Raw genomic sequence first — 24101 nt, forward strand, 5'->3', positions numbered from 1 at the left:
CGAACGGTGCATCTGATGAAGCACACGGGCTTTCCTCTTCCATGAGGAGGAAAGCCCCTTCGCCACAGCCATTCCCGCAGCGATGAGCTGCGAGCGGGTCGTGGTCGCGATACCGCGCCAGTACATCTGATGTCGCGTCTCGACGCTCGAAATCCTGTGCCTGTTGCAGGCGGCATTTGGAGGCTAAGAAATGACTGAAGAAGACACCTTGAAAGATCAGTCCACGTCTCTGTGGATCCAGCGCGGCGCCATTCGCATCGCTGCGGTACTCGACACCCCTATTGCCGCTACCGAGGACAGGGTGCCGCTCGTGATCGTAATGAGTGGGCTGACCTGCTCGAAGGAGGATCCCACGATTGCAGCGATGGCCAAGGAGCTGAACGATCGCGGTGTCGCGACGGTTCGATTCGACTTCAACGGGCACGGTGAGAGTGACGGCGCCCAGTTCGACATGACGGTGCCGAGCGAAATCGAGGACGCCCTCGCGGTGTATCGGTACGTACGAAGTGTCGACACGTTCTCCACTGTGAGCTTGGTTGGGCATTCGCAGGGGGGTGTCGTCGCCGGCATGCTCGCAGGAACGCTCAGTGACGAGATTCGTAGGCTCGTTATGATGTCGCCGGCCGGCGTGTTGAAGGAGAATTGCAAGCAAGGCTGGATTCTCGGGGCGATTATCGACCCGGGCGACATACCTGAGCGTGTAGAGCTGCCGGGCTTGAACTTCACGTTAGGGCGCGAGTACATCCGCACGGCACAAACTCTACCGATCTTCGAGACTTCGACACTCTACAACGGCCCGGTATGCATCATCCAAGGCCGAGAAGACGAAATCATTCCCCTCGCAACAGCAGAGACTTACCATGCCAACTACCAGCATTCGGAACTGCACATTCTCGACGGCCAAAACCACGAGTATGACCTGAACCTGTCAGAAGCTGTAACCATCGCAGCGGACTTCCTCGTTCCACAACTCAGGCAATGATTTCGCGGGTCCATGTGTTCGAACTCTGAAATTCTAGGTTGCCATGACGGTCTCTTCATCCGAGAGTCCGGGAAGTTCGGGAAGTTCGGCGAGCTAAGATCGGTTGCCCAACGCTCGCAGCGCCTGGTCGTGAAAATCGGTGGCGTCGCCGCGTTGATTGCAGAACACACGGGCTCTGAGATTTTGAGTGTGGGCCGAATACCCTGTAAGTCGATTTTTGTCGAAAAGCCGCCGGGCTGCGGGTAATTCACTCGAAACTTGACGGTAGGTGTCGGTGTCGGGAAAAGAAACCGGCGTGCGGGTGCGCGCGACGCTTCGGGGTCATCGATCTGACGATTCACATCGGCGAGCAACGCCAATTTACTTAGGAGTTCCGTGCCCCACGTTCGTCTCAGCAATACAGCCGCCTTTTGGCTGATTACCGTCACTACTGCCGCTGTGTTGTTTTGCTCCGCAGCCCCGTCGCCGATCTACCCCGTCTACCAGAAACTATGGGGTTTTTCCTCCTTCACGCTCACGGTAGTGTTCGCGGTATATGTGATTGCATTACTCGGAAGCCTCCTGACCGTGGGATCGATCTCTGACTACGTAGGACGACGCCCAGTCATCATGTCCGCGTTACTCGCTCTTATCGCATCTATGTTCATTTTTATCGTTGCCGATGGAGTCGGACTGTTAGTGGTTGCCCGTGTGGTCCAAGGGCTCGCAACCGGGGCTCTGCTTGGTACCCTGAGCGCTGCCATCTTCGATCTGCAACCCAGCGAACGGTCCGGCGCCACAGCGAGTGGGGTAGGCCCGGGCATCGGGCTAGCCCTCGGCGTCGCCATCACCGGGGTACTGGTCGAATACGCACCGGCACCCCGCGTACTCATCTTCGCGGTGACCATCACGATATTTGTCGTGTTGCTTCTTTTCACGATTGCGCTTCCCGAGACCTCTGCAGTTACCGGCTTCAAATCTAGACGCCATATACTTGCTACGATCTCACCTCGCATATCCGTACCGAGATCGGTAAGGGCAGTGTTCCTCGCCTCTATGCCCGCCATCATCGCAACTTGGTCTCTGGCAGGGCTTCAGCTGTCTCTCGGATCGGCTGTTGTAGAGAACATTTTGAACGTGCACAACCGGGCAGCGGCAAGTCTGATGCTGGCAACTTTCTTCTCAAGCGCAGCCATCGCATCGTTTGCACTCGCACACACGAAACCAACTACGAAGCTGACCGTCGGTTACGTCGGCCTGCTTCTCGGAGTGTTTCTCTCGTTACCCGCCTACATCGAGGGGTCCGTCCCTGGTTACCTTTTAGGGGTAGTGGTCGCCGGCATCGGATTCGGTACCTTGTTCTCCGGAGTAATGGGAAAAATTGGAGCGGTGACGGCACCCGAGGATGGGAGCCGGGTGTTCTCCTCGCTTTTCATCGTCAGCTACATTGGGTTCTCCTTGCCCGCCCTGATCGCAGGACTAGCCACCGTTCGGTTTGGCTTGCTCAGCACCGCAATCGGTTACGCCGCAATCGTCATCTTGCTGACGTTGGTCGCTATAGCCGCTCAACTTACCGTCGCTCGCCGCCCATCGACAGGCGTTGCACCGACTCCGAACGACGTGGTCACGCCTCACTAGCATCGGCATCGCTAGTCCCACGGTTCAGCTGGAAGTACCGGCTGGGCCGTGGGACTAGTTCAGGCTGTGCCACCAGATCGATAATTCTCCGGACTCTACCGTGACTATCGGTAGACGATTCGAAGGGTGGCCCTTGTCGTGGGCGAGTTACGACAGGACTCGCCGAGCACCTACATATGAGGTTGTACGGGGACCGTCACGTGAGGGTGTCCACCAATAGTGACGCTATCTCCCGTTCGCCGTCGTGCACTTGGCCAGCAGATGGCAGCTGGGTGTCATACCGTGCACCTCCAACTCTGGAGGTCCGGTTACTCCGTCGGCGACCGAACTTGTAGCTCGACGAGAATATCGATTCGGCGTCGGCCTGCAACATTCCTAGTACGACCGCCAGCCAGCTTCAATCGGCTCTGCAGTGAGCGTCGCCACCCGAGCGCGGCCGACGACAGACGCAAAGCCTTGGTGGCAAAGACAGCCACCGCGGAAGGTGATCTTGTTGCTGTACACATCGCGCTGATCTCTACAGAAGTGCTCAACCTCGAGATCCAATACGCCTGCTAGATCGACAAACCCTCTTACTGGCAGGGGGTCGTCGGTATGAAGCTGCTCGGTAGCAGGGATGTTCTTTCGCCCAGCCGCCCAGCCGCCCAGCCGCCCAGGCTGCCAGGTGACCGCCCGACGAATGGCCGAGCAAAACGACCCGATCAAGATCGATGGGATACTCCTCGGCGAGTTGACGGGCGTAATCGACACCGTTCGCGACGTCGAGGAACATTCCGGGGAACGCGCCGCCAGAGTTATTCTTACGTCGAAATTCGAGATTCCATGTTGCCATCCCGACATCGGCAAACGCCTCCGATAGCTGCCCGAAGTATTCCGACGTGTAGCTGGACTCCCACGCCCCACCGTGGATGAGTATGACGAGCGGGTGCCGTTCGTCGCCAGTGCCCTCAGGTATACGAAGATCACCACAGTTCAGTGGACTGTCGCCGTACAATATCCGCGCGTCTGGCTGCGTACGCGGTAGCCTCGCCACCATGTCGAGATCGTCAGGGTTGAGGAAGACTGGACCCGATCCGACGGGTGCGGACACATTTGCGGTCGATTCATCCTCAGATGCCGCTTGACTGTTGCTGCAGCCCGAGAGCATTAGCACCAAGGCTGCGCTCGCCGCGAGTGAAACAGATGCAAAACTTCTCATGTCGCCTCGAACTTTCCATACTACTGGGCACGTAATGGCCTGAGCTGGATCCCCAAATTATGGATTCGGGTAGTTGAAAGCCCAAGCAGCCTCCAAAAGCGAAAGGCTGCTTTGTTCGAATATTTCTCGACAGAGCGACTCAGTCCGTCCGCCAACAACGGCGCGGAGAACCCGAGTTCCACCGGTTCCCACCATACTTTACTGTGCCCCAACAGCTGGCCACACAACTCGACTGACAAACAGACAGTCGTACAATTGTTAATTCAAATACGATTAACACCTATTCGGTAAGATGGGCGGGCAAACGCGGTCGAACCTAGTTCGCTACCCAATTCGGGAAAATGAGGTCGCGCGGCCCGGTACGAATCTGTACGGTCTTGATTTCCGTGAACTCCTCGAATCCTGCTGACCCCATCTCGCGACCAAACCCGGACTGCTTCATGCCACCGGCGGGCAATTGGGGTCCGCCGTCGATAGTGGTGTTGATCCAAACCCGGCCATTTCGCATATTGCGGGCCACGATGAGTGCCTTGTCGATATCTTTCGACCAAATTGACCCAGCTAATCCGTAATCGGTGGCATTAGCTAAACTGATCGCATCATCGATGTTCTTGAATCGCGTAACGGTCAGGACCGGACCAAATATCTCGTCTGTGAACGCTGCAGTCCCCTCGCTCACGTTGTCGAGAATCGTTGGTAGTACGTAGTTTCCGATGCCCTCGACTAAGGATCCACCGACACGTAACCTAGCGCCGTCTAGTCGTGCCTGCTCGATGTGCTGGATCACTCGTTCTGCATGCTCAGGACTGATCATCGGGCCCAGCTCGGTATTCATTGAAAGTGGTGCGCCGACGGCGATGCGTGATACGGCGTTTACGAGCTTATCGACAAAGGCGTCGGCAATGGTATCTTGGATGAGCAAACGAGCTCCGGACACACAACATTCGCCGTTGTTGAAGAAGACCCCGAACAGCACTCCGTCCAACGCGTCGGTTAGATCCGCGTCGTCGAAAACAACGCTTGCCGCCTTACCTCCGAGTTCCATCGAAAGCCTTTTAACGCTGCCAGCAGATGCCACGGTAATACGTCGGCCGGTTTCAGTGCTCCCTGTAAAAGACAACACGTCTACCGAGGTGCTGCGGGCTAGCGGCTCGCCGGTGTCGACCCCGTAACCCGTTACAACGTTGATCACCCCGGCGGGTACGCCGGCATCCTCGGCGATCCGAGCGAGCTCGAGCGCCGTGCCCGAGGTGAACTCAGATGGTTTGATCACCGTTGTGCAACCCGCAGCCAATGCGAATGGCAACTTTTGTGCAAGCAGAAGCAACGGAAAGTTCCATGGGATGATCATTCCGACGACGCCAGCTGGCTCTCGGAGTACCATCGCGAGGCAATCCTCCCCGAGACCGGTGTGGGATTCGCCGTGTGATGTCATGGCAGCACCGGCTGCGTACTCGAAAAGTTCCGCGCTGGCTTCCACGTCGCCAAGTGCGAACATGAGCGGTTTGCCCGCCTCTTCCGCGTCGATGCGGCTCAACCTGTCGGCATTCGCTCGTATCGCTCGCGCAACCTCGAGAAGTATCTTGGCGCGGCCCATCGCGGTCAGTTTAGGCCACGGTCCTTCGTCGAAAGCCGTCCTAGCTGCAGCGATCGCCAATTCGGCGTCGACGTTCGTCCCCGCCGTATACCGGGCGACAAGAGAACCGTCGGCGGGTGCATACCGTTCGATCAATCGATCCGACGGCGAACTGATTTGACCGTCGATGTGGTGTCCGTACGTACGAACGGAACGCGCGGTCGACGGCGAATTTACAGCGGACATTGCGATCTGTCTCCCTCGTGGTTCACAGCGGTTGTGCGTGCCGTTGGATCAGTGTTCGTGGATGAGGACTCCGCGAAGGTTAAGTCCGGCGTGCATGTCTGCGTACGCCTCGTTGACCTGATCGATGCTGTAACGACGGGTGATCAGTTCGTCGAGTTTGAGTCGGCCTGCTTTGTAGTAATCGAGCAACGCCGGGATATCGCGGGTGGGGTTCATATTGCCGAATAAGACCCCGCTCAGGTGCTTTGCGTAGACCACCAGCTCCAGTGGGCTGATGGGAATGCCGACGTCGTTCTGTCCGATCGATGCAACGGCAACGGTGCCTTCCTTCCGCACAGCTGCGAATGCGTCGGCGATCATCTGTCCATCCACAACGCCCACGGTGACGATGGCAGAGTCCGCGCCCTGACCGTTCGTCTTCGATTGAATGAACGGCATAGCTTCAGAGATTGAGGCGAATGCATGGGTTGCACCAAGTTTGAGTGCCTGCTCGCGTTTGAACTCGACCGGGTCAACCGCGACGACGTAAGCCGAACCGGCGTGCTGTGCACCCTGCACGGCATTGATGCCGACACCGCCGACACCGACGATCAAAGTGGTGTCACCGGGCCGGACTCCGCCGGCGTTGACCGCCGAGCCCCAGCCTGTCGCGACTCCGCATGACACAAGGCACGCGACATCAAAAGGGATGTCGTCATCGATCTTGATTGCTTGCGCTTCCGAAGTCACCGTGTAGTTAGCAAATGTTCCCAGTCTTTGCATCGCCCCGACTCCAGTGCCGTCAGAAGCGCGAAAGAACCTGGGGGTGCCGTCGAGCATCATGCCTGCATCCATACCCGCTCCGGTATCGCAGATATATTGCATGCCACGAGCGCACCAAGCGCATTTTCCGCATGCCGGAAGGTAGGCAGTCGCAACGTGGTCGCCCACTTTCAGCCCAAAGACGCCGACTCCGACTGCCTCGATGATTCCGGAACCCTCGTGTCCACCGACGAAGGGGAGAGTCACGGCAAGGTCGCCGGTGACAAGGTGATCATCGGAGTGACATAGCCCCGATGCCATTACCTTGATTCTGACTTCACCAGGACCGGGTTGGGCAAGGCGGAGATCCTCGACGGCCCACTTGCCGCCAACTTCGCTGATGGTAGCGCCTCGAATACGTAAGCTGTTCACATTCTTCTCCGTGTATTTCGTGTTGCTAGCGGCCCCCCCGAAGCGCCTCCGAGTGGAGTACTACAAAAGAACCAGGTCCTGACGAGAATTCTTCTGTAACGATGGAGCTAGTTGCTACTTTTCCTCAACCGTAGTTTTCTGAAGACGAGACAGGACGCCAAGATCAGAGCTATAAGAACAGCAAACAACCAAGTCATTCGATCGAGCGGCGCCGGCAATGGATAGATCCATCCGAGGAGGTAGGAGTAAATCATTACCCCCGCACCTACGACTGCAGCGACCAACAAAAGCGGACTCCACCGTTTCTCGAGGAGCATCAACTTTATGGCACCGCACGCCATCAAAACGTAGGGCACGGACCATGTGTACACGATTAGCGTAGCTAGTCCCGTATATCCTGAGACGATCCCACCCGTAATGGCGATTAGTGTGAGCACAGCTGCAAGGCCCAGCGCGCCCTGCGAAAAGATGGCGACGAATGGGGATTGGTATTTTTTGTTGACCCGATTCAGAGCTGATGGCAGCAAATTATCCTGCGCGAGTGCAATGGCGAATCGTGATCCGAAGTTGATGAAGCCAATCAGAGAGGCAAATATAGAAATTGCTAGAACAAGGTCGGTAGCTTTGGCGATCCCTTCCCCGAGCCCTGCATTCAGGGCGAGCGCCGACGTGGGAGACATCCCTGCTTCGACATCACCGGACGTTTCAATCAATCCCGGCATCTGAGCGAAGGTGCAGGCTAGGTAGAGTAGTCCAAGGACGACAGGCACAGACATTACCGCAAATGGGATACTCCGTTTGGGATTCTTACTCTCCACAGCCAAGACCGTGCAGGCCTCGAATCCAATTAGGAAGGACGCACCGGCAGCTACTCCTTGCAAGGTAGCATTCAGACTGAATCCGGTGAAGTCCAACTGTGTGGCAAGTTCCAAACCGGTGTGGGCTACGCTGGATCCGGTGATCAATAAGACTAGTGGCAATGAAACTACCGTGAAGATGGTTGCTACCACTATCGATGTATCCAGTCCGCGTAGCGCCACAGCGGTTGCGATCAGAAGAGCGATGAAATAGATCACCAATTGCGGGCCGACGTCAACCGCGTTTTCAACGCCCATAGAATACAGAAAGCTGCCGGTGAAAATGCCGACGATTGCCAGTCCGGCCGCGGTTTGAAGTGCAAACCCCAGCAGTAAGGCAGCGCCGGAAACCAGGCGGGCCCACGGGCCAAAAACGTGACCCAGATACGAGTAGATCGAACCAGTGCCCACGTATCGTTTAGCGAAAGCGATCACCACCAGACCTAGCGAGATAATCGCAATCATCGACATCAAAGAGGCAGACCAAGCTGCGGGCCCAGCCGTTCGAAGTAACAGACTGGGTGCCAGCGCGATTCCGACGGCAGGAACGAATGTGGCGAGAGAGATCGACACTAGCTGGGTCAAGCTCAAGTGCCCCCCGGGCAGAGGAGTCTGATTTCTCACGCTGCCTGCGCTAGACACACTTGCGGGATCGGACATCGGTGCGTTCCTTTGATCGACGGATTACTTCACATTGTCCGAATTGAGCAGATCATGTAGATTCTGCTGTGGTCTGTTCCGGGCACATTTCAGTCCCATCAACGCGGCCGGCCCCACGACCGAAGCGGCCTTTTGCGTTGACAGAACCAATGTCGCGACTCTCCCCCTGCACAGGCAGTTCTGGTTGCGCCTGGGTAGAACCACCTCGCCATGTACACCAACGAAGCGACCCGTCTGAACAGCCTGACAGCTCCAGATTTCGCCGAGGTAAACAATACGAGCTAACGTTCAGTAATATAGTAGATCTACCTTAGAGGTGACGTCAACCACATCCTGCGGACGGAATCCACGTGCCTGATTGGTTACGATCCGTTAGTGCAATCTACGGGGCAGGACGCTCAGCCCCAGTTCAGAGGTCGTTTGTCGACGCCCGCTGATGATAGATCGAGTAACCAGATCGACCTTCGAATACCTCCGGCGAGGGTCGTCGATCTGATCGGTGCACAGCAGTGTGGAACCTGGAAAGGGGTTCGGTAGACGGACGGTGACCTGTGGGTGGTCGTCACCACGGCAGTGTCTCGGCTGAAGACCGCCGACCTGACGTGTAAGGGTTCGGGACATGTTTGACACGACGTCACCAGGGCATAGTTGACAGTCCACCATCGAAGGTGGTCTTGATGCGATGCCGTCACCTCATTCGCCCGAGTCCGATTCCGCCATCACCGCCCGCGTCGCTGTCGAGGTGCGACTACGTGCCGTCATCGAGGTCCGCGACGGTGCACCAATCGTCGATGTCGCCGAACGGCTAGGCGTGTGCCGGCAAACGGTTGCAGCGTGGCGCACACGGTACGAGAGCTCGGGCCTCGACGGCCTAGTCGACATCTCACGACGACCCCATTCGAGCCCGAACCGCATCACGCCCGCGATCGAAGCGTCCATCTGTGAGATGCGCCGGCAACACCGCCGGTGGGGAGCAAGCCGCATCGCGCACGAACTGCGTACCGAGCTCGGCGACAGAGCCCCGTCCCGCACAACCGTCCACCGAGCCCTCGCCCGAAACGGACTGATCAATCCTGAAGAGCAGCAACACAAACGGATCTACAAGCGGTGGGAACGCGAAGCGCCGATGCACCTGTGGCAACTCGACTTGGTGGGCGGGATCTTCCTGGTCGGCGGACGCGAATGTAAGATTCTCACCGGGATCGACGACCACTCCCGATTCATCGTCGTCGCCGCAGTGCTCGAGAGCGTTAACCATGTCCTGGTGACGTTGTGTCACACATGTTCCGAGACCACACACGTCAGACCCCGACCGGTTGCCGATGTGACGCGCACGGGCCCCTCTCCAGACCCTGCTCGCAGTCGACCCCAGCCCTTCGAGGAGTGCAGTGGTGGCGATCGAGGTCGCTCGCACCGCGACCAGCGACGGACTGGTCGCCCTGCCTGGTCTTCACTTCGCACTCTGCCCGGACGCCGTTGCCACCCAGTTCCGGGGTCGTTGTTTAATACCTACCCCGAGTTCACACCTGGCAGCGCTGGGCTTGCGGACAGCACGGGCGTACAGGCGTCGTCTTGGCCGTTCGAGTGGATTCTGGTGGGCGGAGGTCGTCTTGACACCTCGAATTCGACCACTAACCTGCGGGTCGCAGAGTGGACTGGTGTCTGCAGTTCGTCGCGAAGAACGTTTACTCTCGCAGAACGTCTCACCCATCCACACCGAAGTAGCGATGACCTGAGATGCGCTACTCACGCCTCTGACAGCAGCGCCACCTTCGATGCGGGACGTTACGGACGCTCGGTGCTGACTTTGTGGTGACACCATGCGAATCAACAACGCGGGGTGACAGACCGACTAAGTCATCGCGCGCCGGACGAAGCCTAGGGTCACATCGATCGATTCGAATGCCTCATCGCGGGATTCCAACAAGCTCACCTCGCGCGCACCGGCGTCTATCACCGCAGTCAAGATGGCAACGGTTATACGTTCCTTCGTCTCAGAGGCATCGGCGTCCAGAAGAATGGAGTTCTGGCGAATCCACTCCCGTCCGTCTCGACCTGAAACCAGATCGAACCCGGGCGGTGCATCACCACTTGAGAAGAGCTGAGCCTCTTCGTGCCTGGACCAGGAAAACTCCAAGTATGCCCGAGCGCCGATAAGAAAAAGATCCGTTGGCCCGGCTTGCCCAGATCGTCTCGCTTCAGCAACAGCGTCTCCAGCCGCCGCGGTCGCCGACGTCTCATATCCTTGCCAGAGCGCCACGAACATTTCAGGCTTTCCGCCGAAATGATGATATACACTCCCGACGCTGGACCCAGAACGTTGGACTATATCGGCGATGCTGGCTTCAGAATAACCGCGCTCCAGGAAAACGGTCAGTGCAGCCGCAAGTAGGGTCTCGCGGACCTCCGTCGTACGGGCCCACCTACGGTCGGTCCTAGATCTCACATTGGACCGTTCTCGTTCCATCATTTCCCTCCCATCTGACCCACTGCACTCATCGTCAACCGGAGTTCTGATCGTAGCTCAGCACCCTACCGGACCGGCCGGTCTACAAGTCGGGGAAGGTTTCTACGGCGGCGATCACTTCACGGGATTCCAAGACGCAAGTCAGCCGGCCGCGCCCGGCAAAGTCTCCACACCATCCCTTGCAGGCCTGCCCGACTGTAGCGGACGAGCCCTACTGCGTAGTCAACGAGCCGCGGTCCAGAACTATGCCAGACGGAGACAAAGCCCGAAAGATAATTTCATTCGCTTCTCTCCACACACAAACGGTCAATAAGTCTCCAGGATAGACCGGGCTACTGAACCGGGCATTCATGGCCAAGAACTTCTCAGGCTCACCATCGCAGGCGAAGTCGAGTAACACTCGACCCACGATTCCGAATGTGCACATTCCATGCAATATGGGTCTGTCAAACCCGGCCCGCGCCGCGAACGACGGATCCGAGTGCAGTGGATTGCGGTCGCCTGTTAAGCGGTATAGCAGTGCCTGGTCCGGACGTGACTGAGAGTGCAGGAGCGCATCTGGCGCTCTGTCAGGGACAGACCAAGCTGATTTTGGTGACCGGATCCCGAAGCCGCCTTCACCCTTGATAAAAATCGACGACCGGCTAGTGATGGAAGGTGATGCTTCATCGTCGGGTAGCCAGCCCGAGGCCTCGACTACCACAAGTGCGCCGGAACCCTTGTCGAATATGTGTTTCACCTCGGTCGTAACCCGCATGCTTCCAGATGTTGGTAGCGTGCGCCGAACTTCTACCGATTGTTCAGCGTGTACGACGTGCGCCATCTCGATTGGCCCAATGTCAGGCGTGGCGGCAGCGACGAAATCCGTCAACACCGACGCATACGTTGGGAACACACGCTGCTGGATTCCGTCGGAATTTTCAGTGGTGAACGTAAGGTCGCGACTGGGATCCTCCTGACCGGCCCCAATAGCGAGCGCGTAGAGCAGCGCATCGTTAGAATCCCACTGGCACAGGACCGGAGGTGTGGTGCGTCCGACTGCGGACAAGTCGAGGCTCACTTCACGTTCCATGAAATCAGCGCGTCGAGTGCTTCCACGCTCGAACCGTTGACGACCAACGGATTGATTTCCAGTGACTCGAGCCGGGACCCGTATGCTTCCGCCAATCTTGCAACCGACACGATCACATCGGCGACGGCATCCAGATCGGCGTGTACGGATCCCCGGGCGCCGGTGAGCAATGCGAACCCCCGCAATTCTCGCAGGGCTTCTAGGACCTGCTTTCTATCGACGGGCAGCAGCCTCAGAGCGGTGTCGGCAAGCACCTCGACCCAGACGCCACCGAAACCTACCGCGAGGACATGCCCCCACGTCGGGTCGGAGACTATGCCGACGAGCAGCTCAATCCCGCCGTTTCGCATAGGCTGCACGAGAACGCCTTGAACGTCAGCATTGGCCCCGTGGCCGGCGAGCATAATCTGCTCGAACGATCGACGAACTGATTCAGCGTCCCTGAGGTTGAGTTGGACGCCGCCTATGTCGCTCTTGTGTTCGACGTCAGCTGCGAGTTTGAGCACGACGGGGTAGCCGAACGACTCAGCTGACCTCACTGCAGAATCGCCATCATGGACAAGGTTGTTTGGAACCACGGGAATTCCGTTGCGTGCCAGGAAATCGGATGCCTTGAACTCCGACCAGGTGGCTGCCCCGTCGAAGTCCAGGTCCAGTTCATCGCGACGGGGTGCCCTCGGAACCTCGACATGTCTTCTGCTGTACGCCTCGGACCAATCGGCCACATGAGCGATTGCAGTCATAACATGGTCTATCCCCCCGACGACCGTCGGAAACTTGGTCCGCGTCGCGACCGAGAGCCCGTACTCCGTAATCTCCGAGATTACGTCACTTGCAATTACAACCGGTTTCGCCGTCGAAGCGATCACCTCCGCAACCAGGGCGAATTCTTCGATGTTCTCCGGTCGTCCAAGAGTTGGACCGAATTGAGGTAAATCGTACTCGAGAACGGTCAAGTCGGTGTTGGGATCTGCCTGTACAATCCGCAACGCCTCAGCCAACAGATCTGGCTGCACCAGCACATAGCCAGTAACGTCAACCGGATTGGACGACGACGCGAAGTCAGGCAGTAGATTTGTCAACCGGGTGACTGTTTCTCGCTCGAACTCCGGAATTTCAATCTTTTCCTGCTCGGCACGGTCGGCGACGATCTCGCACGCACCCCCAGATGCTGTGACGAAACCCACGGAACGGCCTGTGAAGGGTGCATGCCGAGCCAGTAGATCTGCCGTAACGATAAGGTCTTCCAGCGATTCGACACGCACGACGCCATTCTGTCTGAACATCACGTCGACAACAGCATCGTCTCCTACTAATGAACCAGTATGTGCGAGCGCCACCCGAGCGCCCATCTGACTCCGTCCCACTTTCAACACGACGAGCGGTTTTCCGGCCGCCAGAGCCGCACGCGACACTTCCAGGAAGTCGTCCGGGTTACGAATCGATTCGATGAACATGGCAACGACCCGAGTAGCAGGATCGTTGATCATGTGACGAACCACATCGGTCATCGACAGCATCAGCTCATTACCCATTGATACGAGCAGGCTGATCCCCACAGCACGCGATTGCGCGAATCGGAGGACCGCACTTGCGATTCCGCCGCTTTGCAAGACAATTCCGACCGACCCCCGCAACAGAGGTACGGCGACGGGAAGACCATAGGGCACGGTGGAGCCGGCGGCGTTGATGAAACCATTGCCATTAGGCCCTAAAATCATCATATCGTTTGCGATGGCAAAATCGCTCAACGCTTGAGATAGGACCCGCCCGTCATGGCCAGCCTCGCCGAACCCGGCTGTCAGAATTACCAGGTCACGTATTCCCTGCTCAGAAAGTTCTGCAACTACCTGAAGTATCGCGCTAGCCGGAACCATTACGTACGCTAGGTCGACAGACGCGGGTAAGTCAGCAATACGAGGATACGCGTTCCGTCCATGTACAGTGCCTCCACTTCGATTAACCAAGTGGACTTCGCCCGGAAACTGATGATTGATCAAGTTCCCGAACGTACTGGATGACCAGGTGGACTTGTCCGTTGCACCGATAAGGGCAATCGAGCGCGGGTTGAACAACCGTTGGACTCGCGTCTGAAAAGTGTCCGACTTCGAGGTAGAATGAGCTGTCATTATCAATCGCCCAGAGATCCCAGTTTTACATGACCCTTGATCAGATTACGCGCGATCGTTCGTTTCTGAATCTCGTCCGTTCCTTCAAAAATTCGCAACAATCGCAGTTCGCGGTACCATCGTTCGATTGGCAGCTCCTTCGTGTAGCCCATGCCGCCGTGAATCTGCAAGACCCGATCGACAACCTGATTGGCCATGACCGATCCAGTCAACTTCGCAATTGAAGAACTATGCCGGTTGTCCATGCCATTCTCAAGCTGCCACGCCGCGTGAAGTGTCAACCATTTGCACGCTTCGATTTCTACATGTGAGTCTGCAATTTGCCATTGGATGGCCTGGTACTCTGCGATCGGATTACCCATGGAGACACGAGTCTTAGCGTGCTCAATGGCCATTCCGAGAAGGCGCTCCGCCGCACCGATAGCCAAGGCGGGGATCACGTATCGGCCCGCCCCGATCCATTCCATAGCGAGCTTGAATCCGAACCCCAGCTCGCCCAGGATATTCTCCTGCGGCACCCGAACATTGTCGAACACCAATGCAGCCGGGCCCCACTCACCCATCGTCTGGATGGGTTCGGACTTCCAGCCCATGTCACGGTCGACCAAGAAGCAAGTAACACCACCATCGGAACCAAGAGCTGGATCGGTGACAGCAAAGACCATGGCAAAGTCAGCCTCAGAACCGCCCGTGATGAACGTTTTCTCCCCGCTGATTACCCAATCCGTACCGTCTTTGACGGCACGAGTACGGATATTTCGAGCATCAGACCCCGCGCCCGGCTCCGTGATGGCAAAACAGGAACGACGATCGCCCTCGATAGTCGGCACCAAGTAGCGTTCCTTCTGGTCCGCGTTTCCTGCGTACAGAATATTGTCGGCATAGCCTCCAAAATCGAAGGGGACGAACGTCCTGCCGAGCTCCATGTAGATAATCGACGACATCACCGGCCCGAGGGCAATCCCACCATACTCCTCAGGAGTATTGATCCCCCAATAGCCGGCCTTCTTCGCCTTGTCCTGCAATTCCCGGAGTTGCCCTGCCTCCAACCCCGGCCGGCCGGATCGCTCGTTCCGTAGCACATCACTTTCCAGAGGCATTACCTCCTTCTTGATGAAACTTCGTATTGTTTCTCTAACCTGCTTTTCCTCATAAGAGAGGGAAAAATCTACCATTATGTTTCCTTTGTTTACCGAATTAAGACAGCACGCCGACGATCTAGGAGTTGGGACCCCCGCTTACATAGATTACCTGCCCGGAGACGTAAGACGATTGAGGACTGCACAGAAATCCAATAACGTTTGCTACATCCTCGGGAGTTCCTGTCCGGCGTAGAGGTATATTCGACACGGCGTCACGCTTCATGGCTTCGAAGTCGCTTCCAATCCGTTCTGCGGTTGCCCGAGTCATAGCAGTTTCGATGAACCCCGGTGCGACCGCATTTACCCGGATTCCGAACTGCCCCAGTTCGATCGCCAGTGTCTTGGTGAACCCCTGCAGCCCAGCTTTTGCGGCGGAGTAGTTCGCTTGGCCACGATTACCGAGAGCAGAGGTGCTGCTCAGATTGACAATGCAACCGCGCCGATGCTCGACCATGAACCGCTGGACCGCTCTGGAACACAAGAAACTGCCTCTCAGATGCGTCTGCATTACTGCATCCCAATCGTCGACGCTCATCTTGTGCAGCAGATTGTCTCGCAAAATTCCGGCATTGTTGACCAAAATATCCGGGGGGCCAAGCGTGGCGACAACTTCATCAGTCATTTGTTCGACGTCGGCTGGGCTGGTGACATCACACCCGATTCCGATTGCTTTTCCCCCGTTTGCCGACAACTTCGATGCAGCTGCGGTCGCGTCGTCCGGATCGAGATCGATCACTGCGACCGCCGCGCCCCCAGCGATGAGGTGCTCCGCTGTCGCTGCCCCGATACCACGGGCGGCGCCGGTCACCACAGCGGTCATGCCTTGGAAGGTATTGTTCACGTTCTTCCGATCTGACGTCGTTCGAATTGAAGACTTCTCGCCGCAGTCCAGAATGCAAACGCGACCGCCAATCATGCGGACTCCTCGGACCCGCGGTCGCAGCTCGGCGACGACGACTGCGGCGTCGTGCACGCTGGGTCAGGCCAGAACCACTGATAGCTCCGAGGCCCAACCCACTGCTGCTTGTCCTGCGTTTGTAACCTCTCGATTCCGCCGGCCAACCACGCCTTGCAGCTGACGCTCAAACCGATCGCATTACGTTCTAGAACGGTCATCTATGTATAGTGGGCACGGAACGGTCCGTCAAGATGTGGGCCAAGTTCGTCCGATCTGTGCACGGGTAGCTACGCATCGGCGGCTTATTCTGTGACCGGCGCGGCTCAACGACGGGTGCTCGGTTACGGACAACGGTGCACGTCGGATCGGCCTGGCAGCCGCTGGGTGTGCGAGTTCGCTTCTACCCGTAACTAGCTCGCACAGTCTGGCCACTTCGACTCGGCGTCACAGCGCACCGAGTTTTCGATGTGAGTCGGCCACGATTGGCATTGCCAAACCTAGTCTCGTCTAAGTAGGATTTCCGAGGGAATCCAGTCTCCGTGGGTGGTCGGACACTGAGATGACCCACTCGCCACCTGGGCACTCCAACAGTCTCCCGGGTCGTTCTGAACGCAACGCAGTGTGAGAACACTTTCAACCCGCTACCTCCAGCACAAATCGCCGTTGCCCGCAGCTTGATCTCTGTTCGGCCGCACGAGGGATCACCGGCTGAATCGGTTTGTGAGCGAAGCAAATTCGACACGGCGCGAACGAGACACAGGCACTCCCGCCATAGAACAGAAAGGTTTTCGATGAGGCAAGCAGTCATCGTTTCTACTGCACGTACCCCGATCGCCAAAGCGTACCGCGGGGCATTCAACGACACCCAAGCGCAGCACCTTGCTGCGCATGCCATTTCGAACGCCGTAGATCGCGCAGGGCTGGATGTCGACGAAGTCGAAGATGTCGTCCTCGGTGCAGCTATGCAGCAGGGATCTTCTGGGGGCAACATCGCGCGTGAGGCCGTGTTGCGAGCGGGCCTCGCCGACTCCGTATCCGGCATGACGATCGATCGTCAGTGCTCGTCGGGTCTCATGGCCATCGCTACGGCTGCCAAGCAGGTACTTCACGACGGAATGCAGATCGTGGTGGGTGGCGGTGTCGAGTCGATCTCGTTGGTGCAAAACGAACACATGAACAATTTCCGTGCAGCCGATCCCTGGTTGAAGAAAAACAAGCCAGCGGTTTACATGCCCATGCTTCACACGGCAGAGATAGTCGCTGAACGCTACGGAGTGACGCGGGAACAACAAGACAAATTCGCATTGACGTCGCAGCAACGCACTGCCGCGGCCCAGAGCGCTGGACGATTCGATCTGGAGATCGTTCCGCTGCCCTCTGTCAAGCAAGTGTTGGACACGGAAACCGGGGAGACCCGGAGCGAGCACGTCACGCTCACGCATGACGAGGGCAACCGCGCATCCACCACGCTGGAGGGCCTCGCCCGCCTGAAGCCTGTGTTGTCGGATGGCACAGTGAGTGCGCATTCCTCCGTTACAGCAGGCAATTCGTCCCAATTATCTGACGGCGCGTCAGCGTCTGTGATCATGGAAGCAAATGAAGCTGAGCGTCGAGGGCTCGAGCCGCTCGGTCTCTACCGAGGTATGGCCGTAGCAGGCTGCAACCCCGATGAAATGGGAATCGGGCCAGTGGTCGCCATCCCAAAATTGCTCGACCTCCACGGACTAAAGGTCGAGGACATTGACCTCTGGGAGCTCAATGAGGCCTTCGCCTCGCAAGCCCTGTACTGCCGCGATACGCTAAATATCGATCCGGAACGATACAACGTCGATGGTGGTGGTATTTCTGTTGGCCACCCCTACGGAATGACCGGTGCACGTTTGGTCGGTCACGCTCTCCTCGAAGGCAAAAGACGTGGCGCCAAGCTCGTCGTGGTAACTATGTGCATCGGGGGCGGTATGGGCGCGGCCGGGCTTTTCGAAGTGTTGTAGATGCCGTTAGTGTCGTAGATGCCAGTGAAGACGCCGCGCATTCGCGACCGCCACGAAGGCCGGGGTCCAAGTTCTAGCGCATGTCCAGACATGAGTTTCGACTCCGGCACTCTTCACCTAAAGTGCAGTTCTGTGGCCATCAGAAGTTCTATGACGGATAGCCAGGCTGCAAGGTTCGTGACGCTCTGACCCGAGTCACGAAATTAAGCTAAGGTCAAAAGACGTGGCTCCTACAGAGGACAAGGTATGGCTCAAGTTCAATTCGAATGGCCCACTGTAGTTGGCCTCGCCCAATCTGTAGGTGCTTATTGTGCACACCTGCTGGCCCCAAACGCTGACGTTTACACGTACGAGGGTACAAACAGCTGGTTACTCGGTGGCAGCCCCGGAGGGCAATGTATTGTAATCGATCCAGGATCGGCGAGTTCCCAACATTTACATGCAATACTGCAGGCAGCAACGAGCCGACAATGGACGATACGCGCTGTAGTGGCCACGCATCGACATGACGACCATACCAGCGGAGCCCTCACGCTTGCCCGAACTGCGGAGGTTGAGTATTTCACGTTCGGAGGGGATGCCGACTCCTCTCCGGTCCGACACGGTCAAATCATTGATCTAGACGGGAACGCCGTGGAGGTGCTCCACACACCGGGGCACACAGACGATTCTATATCATTCAGGTCGCTGAAGGACCAGCTAGTAGTAACCGGCGACACCGTATTGGAGAAGCGCTCGTCCGCAGTCTACGGGAATCTCCGAGATTACTTCGAAACATTGTCATTTCTTGATTCTGTAAGCGACCAAAGCGGTACCCGGTTTCTTCCTGGACATGGCCCGATAATCGACAATCCCCGAACAGTGATAGCGAGAGTAGCTGAAATTCGCAAACGCCGTCTCGCACAGATCGCTGAGCTGAAGAAATCGGGAATACGCACCGTCGGAGAAATTACCGACCGACTCTACCCCCGAATTGAGGCCGACCGTCGGTTGGATGCGGAGGAATACGTGTCCTCGAACTTGGAGTACCTGCAGTAACCAGGCCGACCCGACACATGAAAGACTAATGTGACGAGATCGGCAAGTCTCTGACCGAGTCATTTCATTTGAGAAATCTGATTTTGAGCAGCTACTGACTGAGCACTGCCAATCGCGTGTACTAGACCACCAGCCGGTGCAGCGTTCGACAATGCGGTTGAGTTGCCATCGCAGCCGAGCACTGACCCATCGGCCGGCGGCAGCGCGTCGGAAAAGCACCACCAATGCCGGATCGAGCGCCGAGAAGGTTGGGTATCGCACCTGGCGGAGAACAAGTGGACTTACACCGTGATCCTCGGCGTCCATGTCGACAACGCCCTCGACCCGGCACCTGGTTGCGAATGCTTTACCACCATGTACCGATGATGGTGGTACTGGTCTGAGACGTAGAGCCAGTACACGGGCACGCGCCCCACGATGACGCGTAGGCGACAGGATGGAACAACAGGCGGTGGATACGGCAATTGATCACAGCCGCAAGTACGCCTTAAGCGATCATCCCTTCTCGCTACGGCCCAGTATCCGGGACGGCCACCTCGTCCACTCTCGGGCGCGAATCCACCGGGGGCCGTGACAGGCTATGCCAGCTCGACCGACAATCGTGCGGGATCAACTCTGTTGATGAGCGCTTGCACAGCGCTGTCGTACTGCGAGCTAAAGACTTCGACCAATTCAGCAACTGACAGGGTATCGACAATGGAGCCGATTCCTTGCCCGGCCCCCCAGATATCCTTCCACAGCTTGGCTTTCACATCTTTCGTATCTTTGACCCCGAAGTTCATCGTAGAGGGATCCGATTCTGCTAAATTATCAGGATCTAGCCCGGCATTAACTATGCTGTCGCGCAGATAATTTCCGTGCACTCCCGAGAATAAGTTTGTATATACAATATCCTTCGCCGAGGATTCGACGATCATTTTCTTGTAAGACTCAGCGGCGTTGGCCTCTTTGGTCGACAGAAACGCCGAACCAATATAGGCGAAATCGGCACCGGCTGCCTGTGCGGCAAGGATTGACCGGCCATGGGCGATAGCACCTGACAGAAGAAGCGGTCCGTCGAACCAGCGACGAATCTCCTGGACTAGCGCCAGTGGCGATTGCGCGCCCGCGTGCCCCCCAGCACCGGCAGCGACTGCAATAATCCCATCCGCTCCCTTCTCGATTGCCTTGTGAGCAAACTCGTTGCTGATTACGTCGTGTAGAACAATGCCGCCATATGAGTGGACCGCTTCGTTGATCTCTTTTCGGGCCCCCAGAGACGTAATTACGATGGGCACCTTGTGCTCGACGATTACATCCATGTCATGGTCGAGCCGATTGTTCGTGCGGTGGACAATTTGATTGACGGCAAACGGTGCGACCGGGGCATTTGGGTGCGCCGCGGCGTACGCCGCGTTTGCTTCTGTAATCTGATCGAGCCAGTCGGTCAGCATTTCGGATGGCCGCGCGTTGAGCGCGGGGAAGGAGCCGATTATGCCTGCTTGGCATTGGGCAATAACGAGTTCGGGGCCGGATGAGATGAACATCGGCGAGGCGACGACGGGAAGCCTCAGAGGGCCTGAGAGGACGCTGGGCAAAGGCATTTGTGTTCCTTCGTCGACTTTGAGTGCGGAGACTCAGTTGAATTATTTCGTAAGCTCACTGGGGTGAATCGGGCACAGTCGCGCTGAGTTACGGCACGACCGGCAAGCATCAGCGGATCTCGACGCCGAGCGTTTCAGTCCAAACTTTGTGTTGGAAGCTCACCGAGGCTATCATACCAGCGGAGAAAGCCTCGATCCTAGGACCAAAACCGGACTACTCACTTATCGACGAAGTTGAGAAGTCGCGATACCGGTCGGTTTATAACAAGCAAGACCACGGCAAGGGATATAGCTATGCCGGTCAACATGAAGAAGAACATCGATTCCGACATCTTGGTGAACCAACCCCCGAGAAATCCGGAAATAACCGACCCCCCGCCAATGGATAGAACCATCACGGCAAGCCCCTGAGACTTGAACGCGGTTGGCATTGCACGTGAGCCGATCGAGAGAACAATCGGCCCCATGAAGATCTCCGCGACTCCGGTCAATGCAAGACACCCGATCACTAATATCGCTGGAATGGTGCCCGACTCGAAGGCCGATGCAGATAAGGCCAAACCGAGGTAGCCGAGACCAACCAAAATGAATGCAATGCACATTTTCGATGTCGCCGAAGGTTGACGAGGACCCATGGTCGCCCAGAGGTACGAGACAGCCGGGCTGACTACTACGAACGCCACTGCAGAGGTGGTCACGAACCAGACCGCGGGGACGCTCAAAGATCCTATTCTCGGATCTACACTTTTACCGATAAAGACTGGAACGGTGGTAAAGACTTGCAATGTGAAGCCGAAGAACACGGTTGCGGCGATACACAGTGGAATAAGTCCGCGAAGGCGGACCTTCTCCGTTGAACTTACCTCCCGCGAACGAAACATGATCGTAAAGTATGCGAATATTACGCCGATGATCACCACTCCCATTGTGGTCGAGAGGCTGTCACCGCTCAGCCAGCCGAGCTGCGCGAGAAGAGCCACGAGAGCAAGGAGGACAAGCGTCGTCGCAACGATGCCTCTCCACGCGGTCGAACGCAGCGGCGCCCGCACTGTTCCTGCATCAGACGGCAAGCGAGAGTAAATTGCTCGGAACTGGATCAGACCGGCAACCATGCCGATGGCAGCAATACCGAACCCGGCATGGAATCCCCAGACGCTTTGTGTCAGACCAGCCAAGAGCGGTCCAAGTATCGACCCAACGTTTGTGGCTGTGAAATATATGGTAAATCCTGCATCCCTACGGGTATCCGAGGCCTCGTAGAGCATTCCCAGAATTGTCGTCAAGTTGGTCTTGAAAGCGCCTGTGCCGATAATGATCAGAACTAGTCCGACACCTACACCAGCCAGTCCGGGCAATACTGCGAGCGCAATGTGACCCACGGTCACGATGAAACCGCCAGCCATCACCATCTTCTTGGGTGGTACGAGGCGGTCTGCAATCCACGACCCGACTACCTGCGCCAGCTGAACGCATGCACCATATGCGCCGATGATGGCCGTAGCTGTGACGGGATTCAAGGCAAGGCCACCGTCAGCCAGCGAATACAGTAGATAGAATGCCAGCAATGCCTGGGTACTGTAGAAGCTGAACCGCTCCCACATATCGATGAACGCGATCTTCCAGACATGTGCCGGTTGAGGATGTCGCGTGCTGTCCAGTTCCAGCCCAGGATTCGACTGTAGGTCGGGAGAGACACCGGTGGACTTTTTTCGTACTTCAGGAGTTTGCGACATATCATCCTCGGGATAGGTGGACTTTTTGTCCGAACTGCCGCCTTTCGGCGTCACGCGCACCGCTTATGAACACGACGTGTCGGTGCGATATGCGGTTGCAGGCGGTGCGAAGGACTGCACTTGCTGTTTGCTGCAACCTCGAAGAGGCTTGGTTGGTCGACCGTAAGCAAGACCCGACTAAGTAGTAACTGCACAACCTGCGCGGAAACGAGCTAGCCGGTTCTTTGCAGATTAGTATCTCTGGCACTGAAGACCCCGTGCATTGATGGCACGAACTTAGCATCGTCCGCTACAGGTGTCTAGAGTCACATTCTAGAACGGTGCCAAGTATACGTACGAGCGTTCGGATGTATAGTTGAGTAGAGCCTTGACTTTGCAGGATCGTCTTGTACGAGCCGGGCGGGCGGGTCTCGGGGTTGGACACATGCAGGCGGGCGGCTGCAGCTGTGTCCACCCCGCTGCGTTCGAACAGAAGTACGCATGGACAGATCCTGGGTAGCTTCATCGCGGCAATCGATGGGTAACCCCACGCCCCTGCCCACACCACAGGGCGTGAGCTACGCCCGCAATCCTGCTCGGTCGTCTCTGCACAGGTGGTAAGTACCGCTTCTGCACACCTCGACTTCGGGTGGTGCTGCCAACGATGTCAGCGCTCTCGTGGGCATGCGGGGCCCGGATACGTCGCTACGGCCGTGGTCGATATTCGGTTAGACGTACCGGGCTCCCCCGCCATTCAGCTCTCGCCCTACAGCCCGCGCCCTACAGCCCGGATGTTGTGTATGGGTCGATAGGTTTGCCTGCTGCCGGCTGACACCGTCCCATCAGGCGACCTCCTCCGCTAGAGTGCTCGGCAGCCGCCCAGTCGAACTACTACTCGACTGCCGACGTCGACGGGTCAACCACAGCGAAACATTTGCGTGGGTTCCGCGCGCGATGCAACAAGCCATCGTCGCGCCCTCAACTTATGGCTAAACGAGGCGAGGCCGTCTGCCTCCGGCACGGCACGACCCGTCGCTGTGCCGTATCTCGTCAAGTCAGACTTTCGTCCGGACAGATGGGTTCATCTGTTGCCCACACCCGCCCTAATTGCTAGAGTCAAGTAATATTAACGATGGATCGTTCACATTGTTCGCCGATCGTGCACGCCGTGGGCATCGGATTCCAATCAAGTCGGGACGCGCGGCGTGTTCCCAAGGAGGTTAGGTGACGAACGTGCAGATCGATCAACGCGTGTTCCGAGACGTACTCGGTCACTTCCCCACAGGTGTCACCGTCGTGACGGCAACGACACCAGAGGGACCGGTAGGAATGACGCTGCAGTCGTTCATGTCGCTATCCCTAGACCCCCCTCTCGTCCTGCTCGCCGCCGACCGCAGCTCAACCACGTGGCCGAGGGTGTCCACCGAACGCCAACTAGTCATCAATATCCTGGCGGAGCATCAGAGCGAACTCGCCCGCAAGTTCGCGCGCAGTGGCACGGACAAATTCGCAGACGTTGAATTGCAGATGCCCGCACCCTCCAGACACCCCGTACTCACGGACGCACTCGCGTGGTTCGATTGCGAGATCGTCACAACGTACGAGGGAGGAGACCATGTCATCGCCGTATGCGCAGTGAACGACTTCGAGGTGGCGGACCAAAAGGCGGGCAGAATAAACCCGCTAGTTTTTCACCGCTCTCAGTTTCCGACGCTGACACCGCCTGCCATTCAGACGATACCGTCATGACCGCTCGTGGT

At 57.3% G+C, this 24101-nt stretch carries 17 protein-coding genes; 6 read left to right on the forward strand and 11 right to left on the reverse strand.

The window, feature by feature from the left end:
* Window positions 1-190 precede the first annotated feature (190 nt).
* Together CH290_RS26710 and CH290_RS26715 are read left to right on the forward strand one after the other, a co-directional pair.
* Entirely contained in the window at window positions 191-982 is a 792-nt protein-coding gene (locus CH290_RS26710) for an alpha/beta hydrolase (protein ID WP_052083024.1), read from the forward strand.
* Between the two features lie 375 nt (window positions 983-1357).
* Window positions 1358-2599 carry an MFS transporter gene (locus tag CH290_RS26715; protein ID WP_033188265.1) on the forward strand — a complete coding sequence of 414 codons (1242 nt, stop codon included), beginning with the start codon at window positions 1358-1360 and terminating at the stop codon, window positions 2597-2599.
* Between the two features lie 529 nt (window positions 2600-3128).
* Here the strand turns inward: CH290_RS26715 and CH290_RS31200 are convergent.
* The 4 genes from CH290_RS31200 to CH290_RS26735 all read right to left on the reverse strand — a co-directional run bounded on the left by CH290_RS31200 (window position 3129) and on the right by CH290_RS26735 (window position 8309).
* On the reverse strand, window positions 3129-3797 hold the full coding sequence (locus CH290_RS31200) for an alpha/beta hydrolase (RefSeq protein ID WP_080748620.1): 669 nt from the start codon (window positions 3795-3797) through the stop codon (window positions 3129-3131).
* A gap of 316 nt (window positions 3798-4113) precedes the next feature.
* Complete coding sequence (locus CH290_RS26725; protein ID WP_033188263.1) at window positions 4114-5619, reverse strand: aldehyde dehydrogenase family protein; 1506 nt, start codon at window positions 5617-5619, stop codon at window positions 4114-4116.
* Window positions 5620-5667: 48 nt separating this feature from the next.
* Window positions 5668-6792: an NDMA-dependent alcohol dehydrogenase gene (locus CH290_RS26730; RefSeq protein ID WP_033188262.1), complete on the reverse strand. Its 1125-nt coding sequence runs from the start codon at window positions 6790-6792 to the stop codon at window positions 5668-5670.
* 107 nt (window positions 6793-6899) lie between these two features.
* The gene (locus CH290_RS26735; RefSeq protein ID WP_052083023.1) at window positions 6900-8309 is read right to left on the reverse strand and encodes an APC family permease; all 1410 of its coding nucleotides are present in this window, start codon (window positions 8307-8309) and stop codon (window positions 6900-6902) included.
* A gap of 682 nt (window positions 8310-8991) precedes the next feature.
* On the opposite strand from CH290_RS26735, the gene CH290_RS30835 reads away from it, so the two are divergent.
* On the forward strand, window positions 8992-10125 hold the full coding sequence (locus tag CH290_RS30835) for a helix-turn-helix domain-containing protein (protein ID WP_230620868.1): 1134 nt from the start codon (window positions 8992-8994) through the stop codon (window positions 10123-10125).
* Window positions 10126-10161: 36 nt separating this feature from the next.
* Here the strand turns inward: CH290_RS30835 and CH290_RS26745 are convergent, their stop codons facing one another.
* From CH290_RS26745 to fabG, 5 genes are all read right to left on the reverse strand, one after another.
* Complete coding sequence (locus CH290_RS26745; RefSeq protein WP_212555964.1) at window positions 10162-10779, reverse strand: TetR/AcrR family transcriptional regulator; 618 nt, start codon at window positions 10777-10779, stop codon at window positions 10162-10164.
* Between the two features lie 208 nt (window positions 10780-10987).
* The gene (locus CH290_RS26750) at window positions 10988-11836 is read right to left on the reverse strand and encodes a MaoC family dehydratase (protein WP_033188260.1); all 849 of its coding nucleotides are present in this window, start codon (window positions 11834-11836) and stop codon (window positions 10988-10990) included.
* Complete coding sequence (locus CH290_RS26755; RefSeq protein ID WP_052083022.1) at window positions 11833-13977, reverse strand: acetate--CoA ligase family protein; 2145 nt, start codon at window positions 13975-13977, stop codon at window positions 11833-11835. The genes CH290_RS26750 and CH290_RS26755 overlap by 4 nt, the downstream gene beginning before the upstream one ends.
* A gap of 2 nt (window positions 13978-13979) precedes the next feature.
* Window positions 13980-15152 (reverse strand): acyl-CoA dehydrogenase family protein, encoded by a 1173-nt coding sequence (locus CH290_RS26760; protein WP_033188259.1) that lies wholly within the window; start codon window positions 15150-15152, stop codon window positions 13980-13982.
* A 43-nt stretch (window positions 15153-15195) separates the two neighbouring features.
* Window positions 15196-15939 (reverse strand): 3-oxoacyl-ACP reductase FabG, encoded by a 744-nt coding sequence (gene fabG, locus CH290_RS26765; protein WP_033188350.1) that lies wholly within the window; start codon window positions 15937-15939, stop codon window positions 15196-15198.
* Between the two features lie 869 nt (window positions 15940-16808).
* Here fabG and CH290_RS26770 point away from each other — a divergent pair.
* Both CH290_RS26770 and CH290_RS26775 read left to right on the forward strand, forming a co-directional pair.
* Window positions 16809-18008, forward strand: a complete 1200-nt coding sequence (locus CH290_RS26770; protein WP_033188258.1) for an acetyl-CoA C-acyltransferase — start codon at window positions 16809-16811, stop codon at window positions 18006-18008.
* A 246-nt stretch (window positions 18009-18254) separates the two neighbouring features.
* Window positions 18255-19046: an MBL fold metallo-hydrolase gene (locus tag CH290_RS26775; RefSeq protein WP_080748619.1), complete on the forward strand. Its 792-nt coding sequence runs from the start codon at window positions 18255-18257 to the stop codon at window positions 19044-19046.
* A 578-nt stretch (window positions 19047-19624) separates the two neighbouring features.
* Here the strand turns inward: CH290_RS26775 and CH290_RS26780 are convergent.
* Together CH290_RS26780 and CH290_RS26785 are read right to left on the reverse strand one after the other, a co-directional pair.
* Window positions 19625-20629, reverse strand: a complete 1005-nt coding sequence (locus CH290_RS26780) for an NAD(P)H-dependent flavin oxidoreductase (RefSeq protein ID WP_033188256.1) — start codon at window positions 20627-20629, stop codon at window positions 19625-19627.
* A 218-nt stretch (window positions 20630-20847) separates the two neighbouring features.
* On the reverse strand, window positions 20848-22416 hold the full coding sequence (locus tag CH290_RS26785) for a peptide MFS transporter (RefSeq protein ID WP_141216168.1): 1569 nt from the start codon (window positions 22414-22416) through the stop codon (window positions 20848-20850).
* Between the two features lie 1149 nt (window positions 22417-23565).
* On the opposite strand from CH290_RS26785, the gene CH290_RS26790 reads away from it, so the two are divergent.
* On the forward strand, window positions 23566-24090 hold the full coding sequence (locus tag CH290_RS26790) for a flavin reductase family protein (protein ID WP_230620867.1): 525 nt from the start codon (window positions 23566-23568) through the stop codon (window positions 24088-24090).
* The last annotated feature ends 11 nt before the right edge of the window (window positions 24091-24101 follow it).

The sequence above is a fragment of the Rhodococcus sp. 06-156-4 genome, from assembly GCF_002259345.1.
Lineage (GTDB): Bacteria > Actinomycetota > Actinomycetes > Mycobacteriales > Mycobacteriaceae > Rhodococcoides > Rhodococcoides fascians_E.

Bases quoted from the DNA above. Each gene is read 5' to 3' on its own strand.
- CH290_RS26775 (WP_080748619.1), top strand. From the start codon at position 18,255: ATGGCTCAAGTTCAATTCGAATGGCCCACTGTAGTTGGCCTCGCCCAA.
- CH290_RS26745 (WP_212555964.1), bottom strand. From the start codon at position 10,779: ATGATGGAACGAGAACGGTCCAATGTGAGATCTAGGACCGACCGTAGG.
- CH290_RS26735 (WP_052083023.1), bottom strand. From the start codon at position 8,309: ATGTCCGATCCCGCAAGTGTGTCTAGCGCAGGCAGCGTGAGAAATCAG.
- CH290_RS26710 (WP_052083024.1), top strand. From the start codon at position 191: ATGACTGAAGAAGACACCTTGAAAGATCAGTCCACGTCTCTGTGGATC.
- CH290_RS26755 (WP_052083022.1), bottom strand. From the start codon at position 13,977: ATGACAGCTCATTCTACCTCGAAGTCGGACACTTTTCAGACGCGAGTC.
- fabG (WP_033188350.1), bottom strand. From the start codon at position 15,939: ATGACCGCTGTGGTGACCGGCGCCGCCCGTGGTATCGGGGCAGCGACA.
- CH290_RS26770 (WP_033188258.1), top strand. From the start codon at position 16,809: ATGAGGCAAGCAGTCATCGTTTCTACTGCACGTACCCCGATCGCCAAA.
- CH290_RS26760 (WP_033188259.1), bottom strand. From the start codon at position 15,152: ATGGTAGATTTTTCCCTCTCTTATGAGGAAAAGCAGGTTAGAGAAACA.
- CH290_RS26780 (WP_033188256.1), bottom strand. From the start codon at position 20,629: ATGCCTTTGCCCAGCGTCCTCTCAGGCCCTCTGAGGCTTCCCGTCGTC.
- CH290_RS26725 (WP_033188263.1), bottom strand. From the start codon at position 5,619: ATGTCCGCTGTAAATTCGCCGTCGACCGCGCGTTCCGTTCGTACGTAC.
- CH290_RS30835 (WP_230620868.1), top strand. From the start codon at position 8,992: ATGCCGTCACCTCATTCGCCCGAGTCCGATTCCGCCATCACCGCCCGC.
- CH290_RS31200 (WP_080748620.1), bottom strand. From the start codon at position 3,797: ATGAGAAGTTTTGCATCTGTTTCACTCGCGGCGAGCGCAGCCTTGGTG.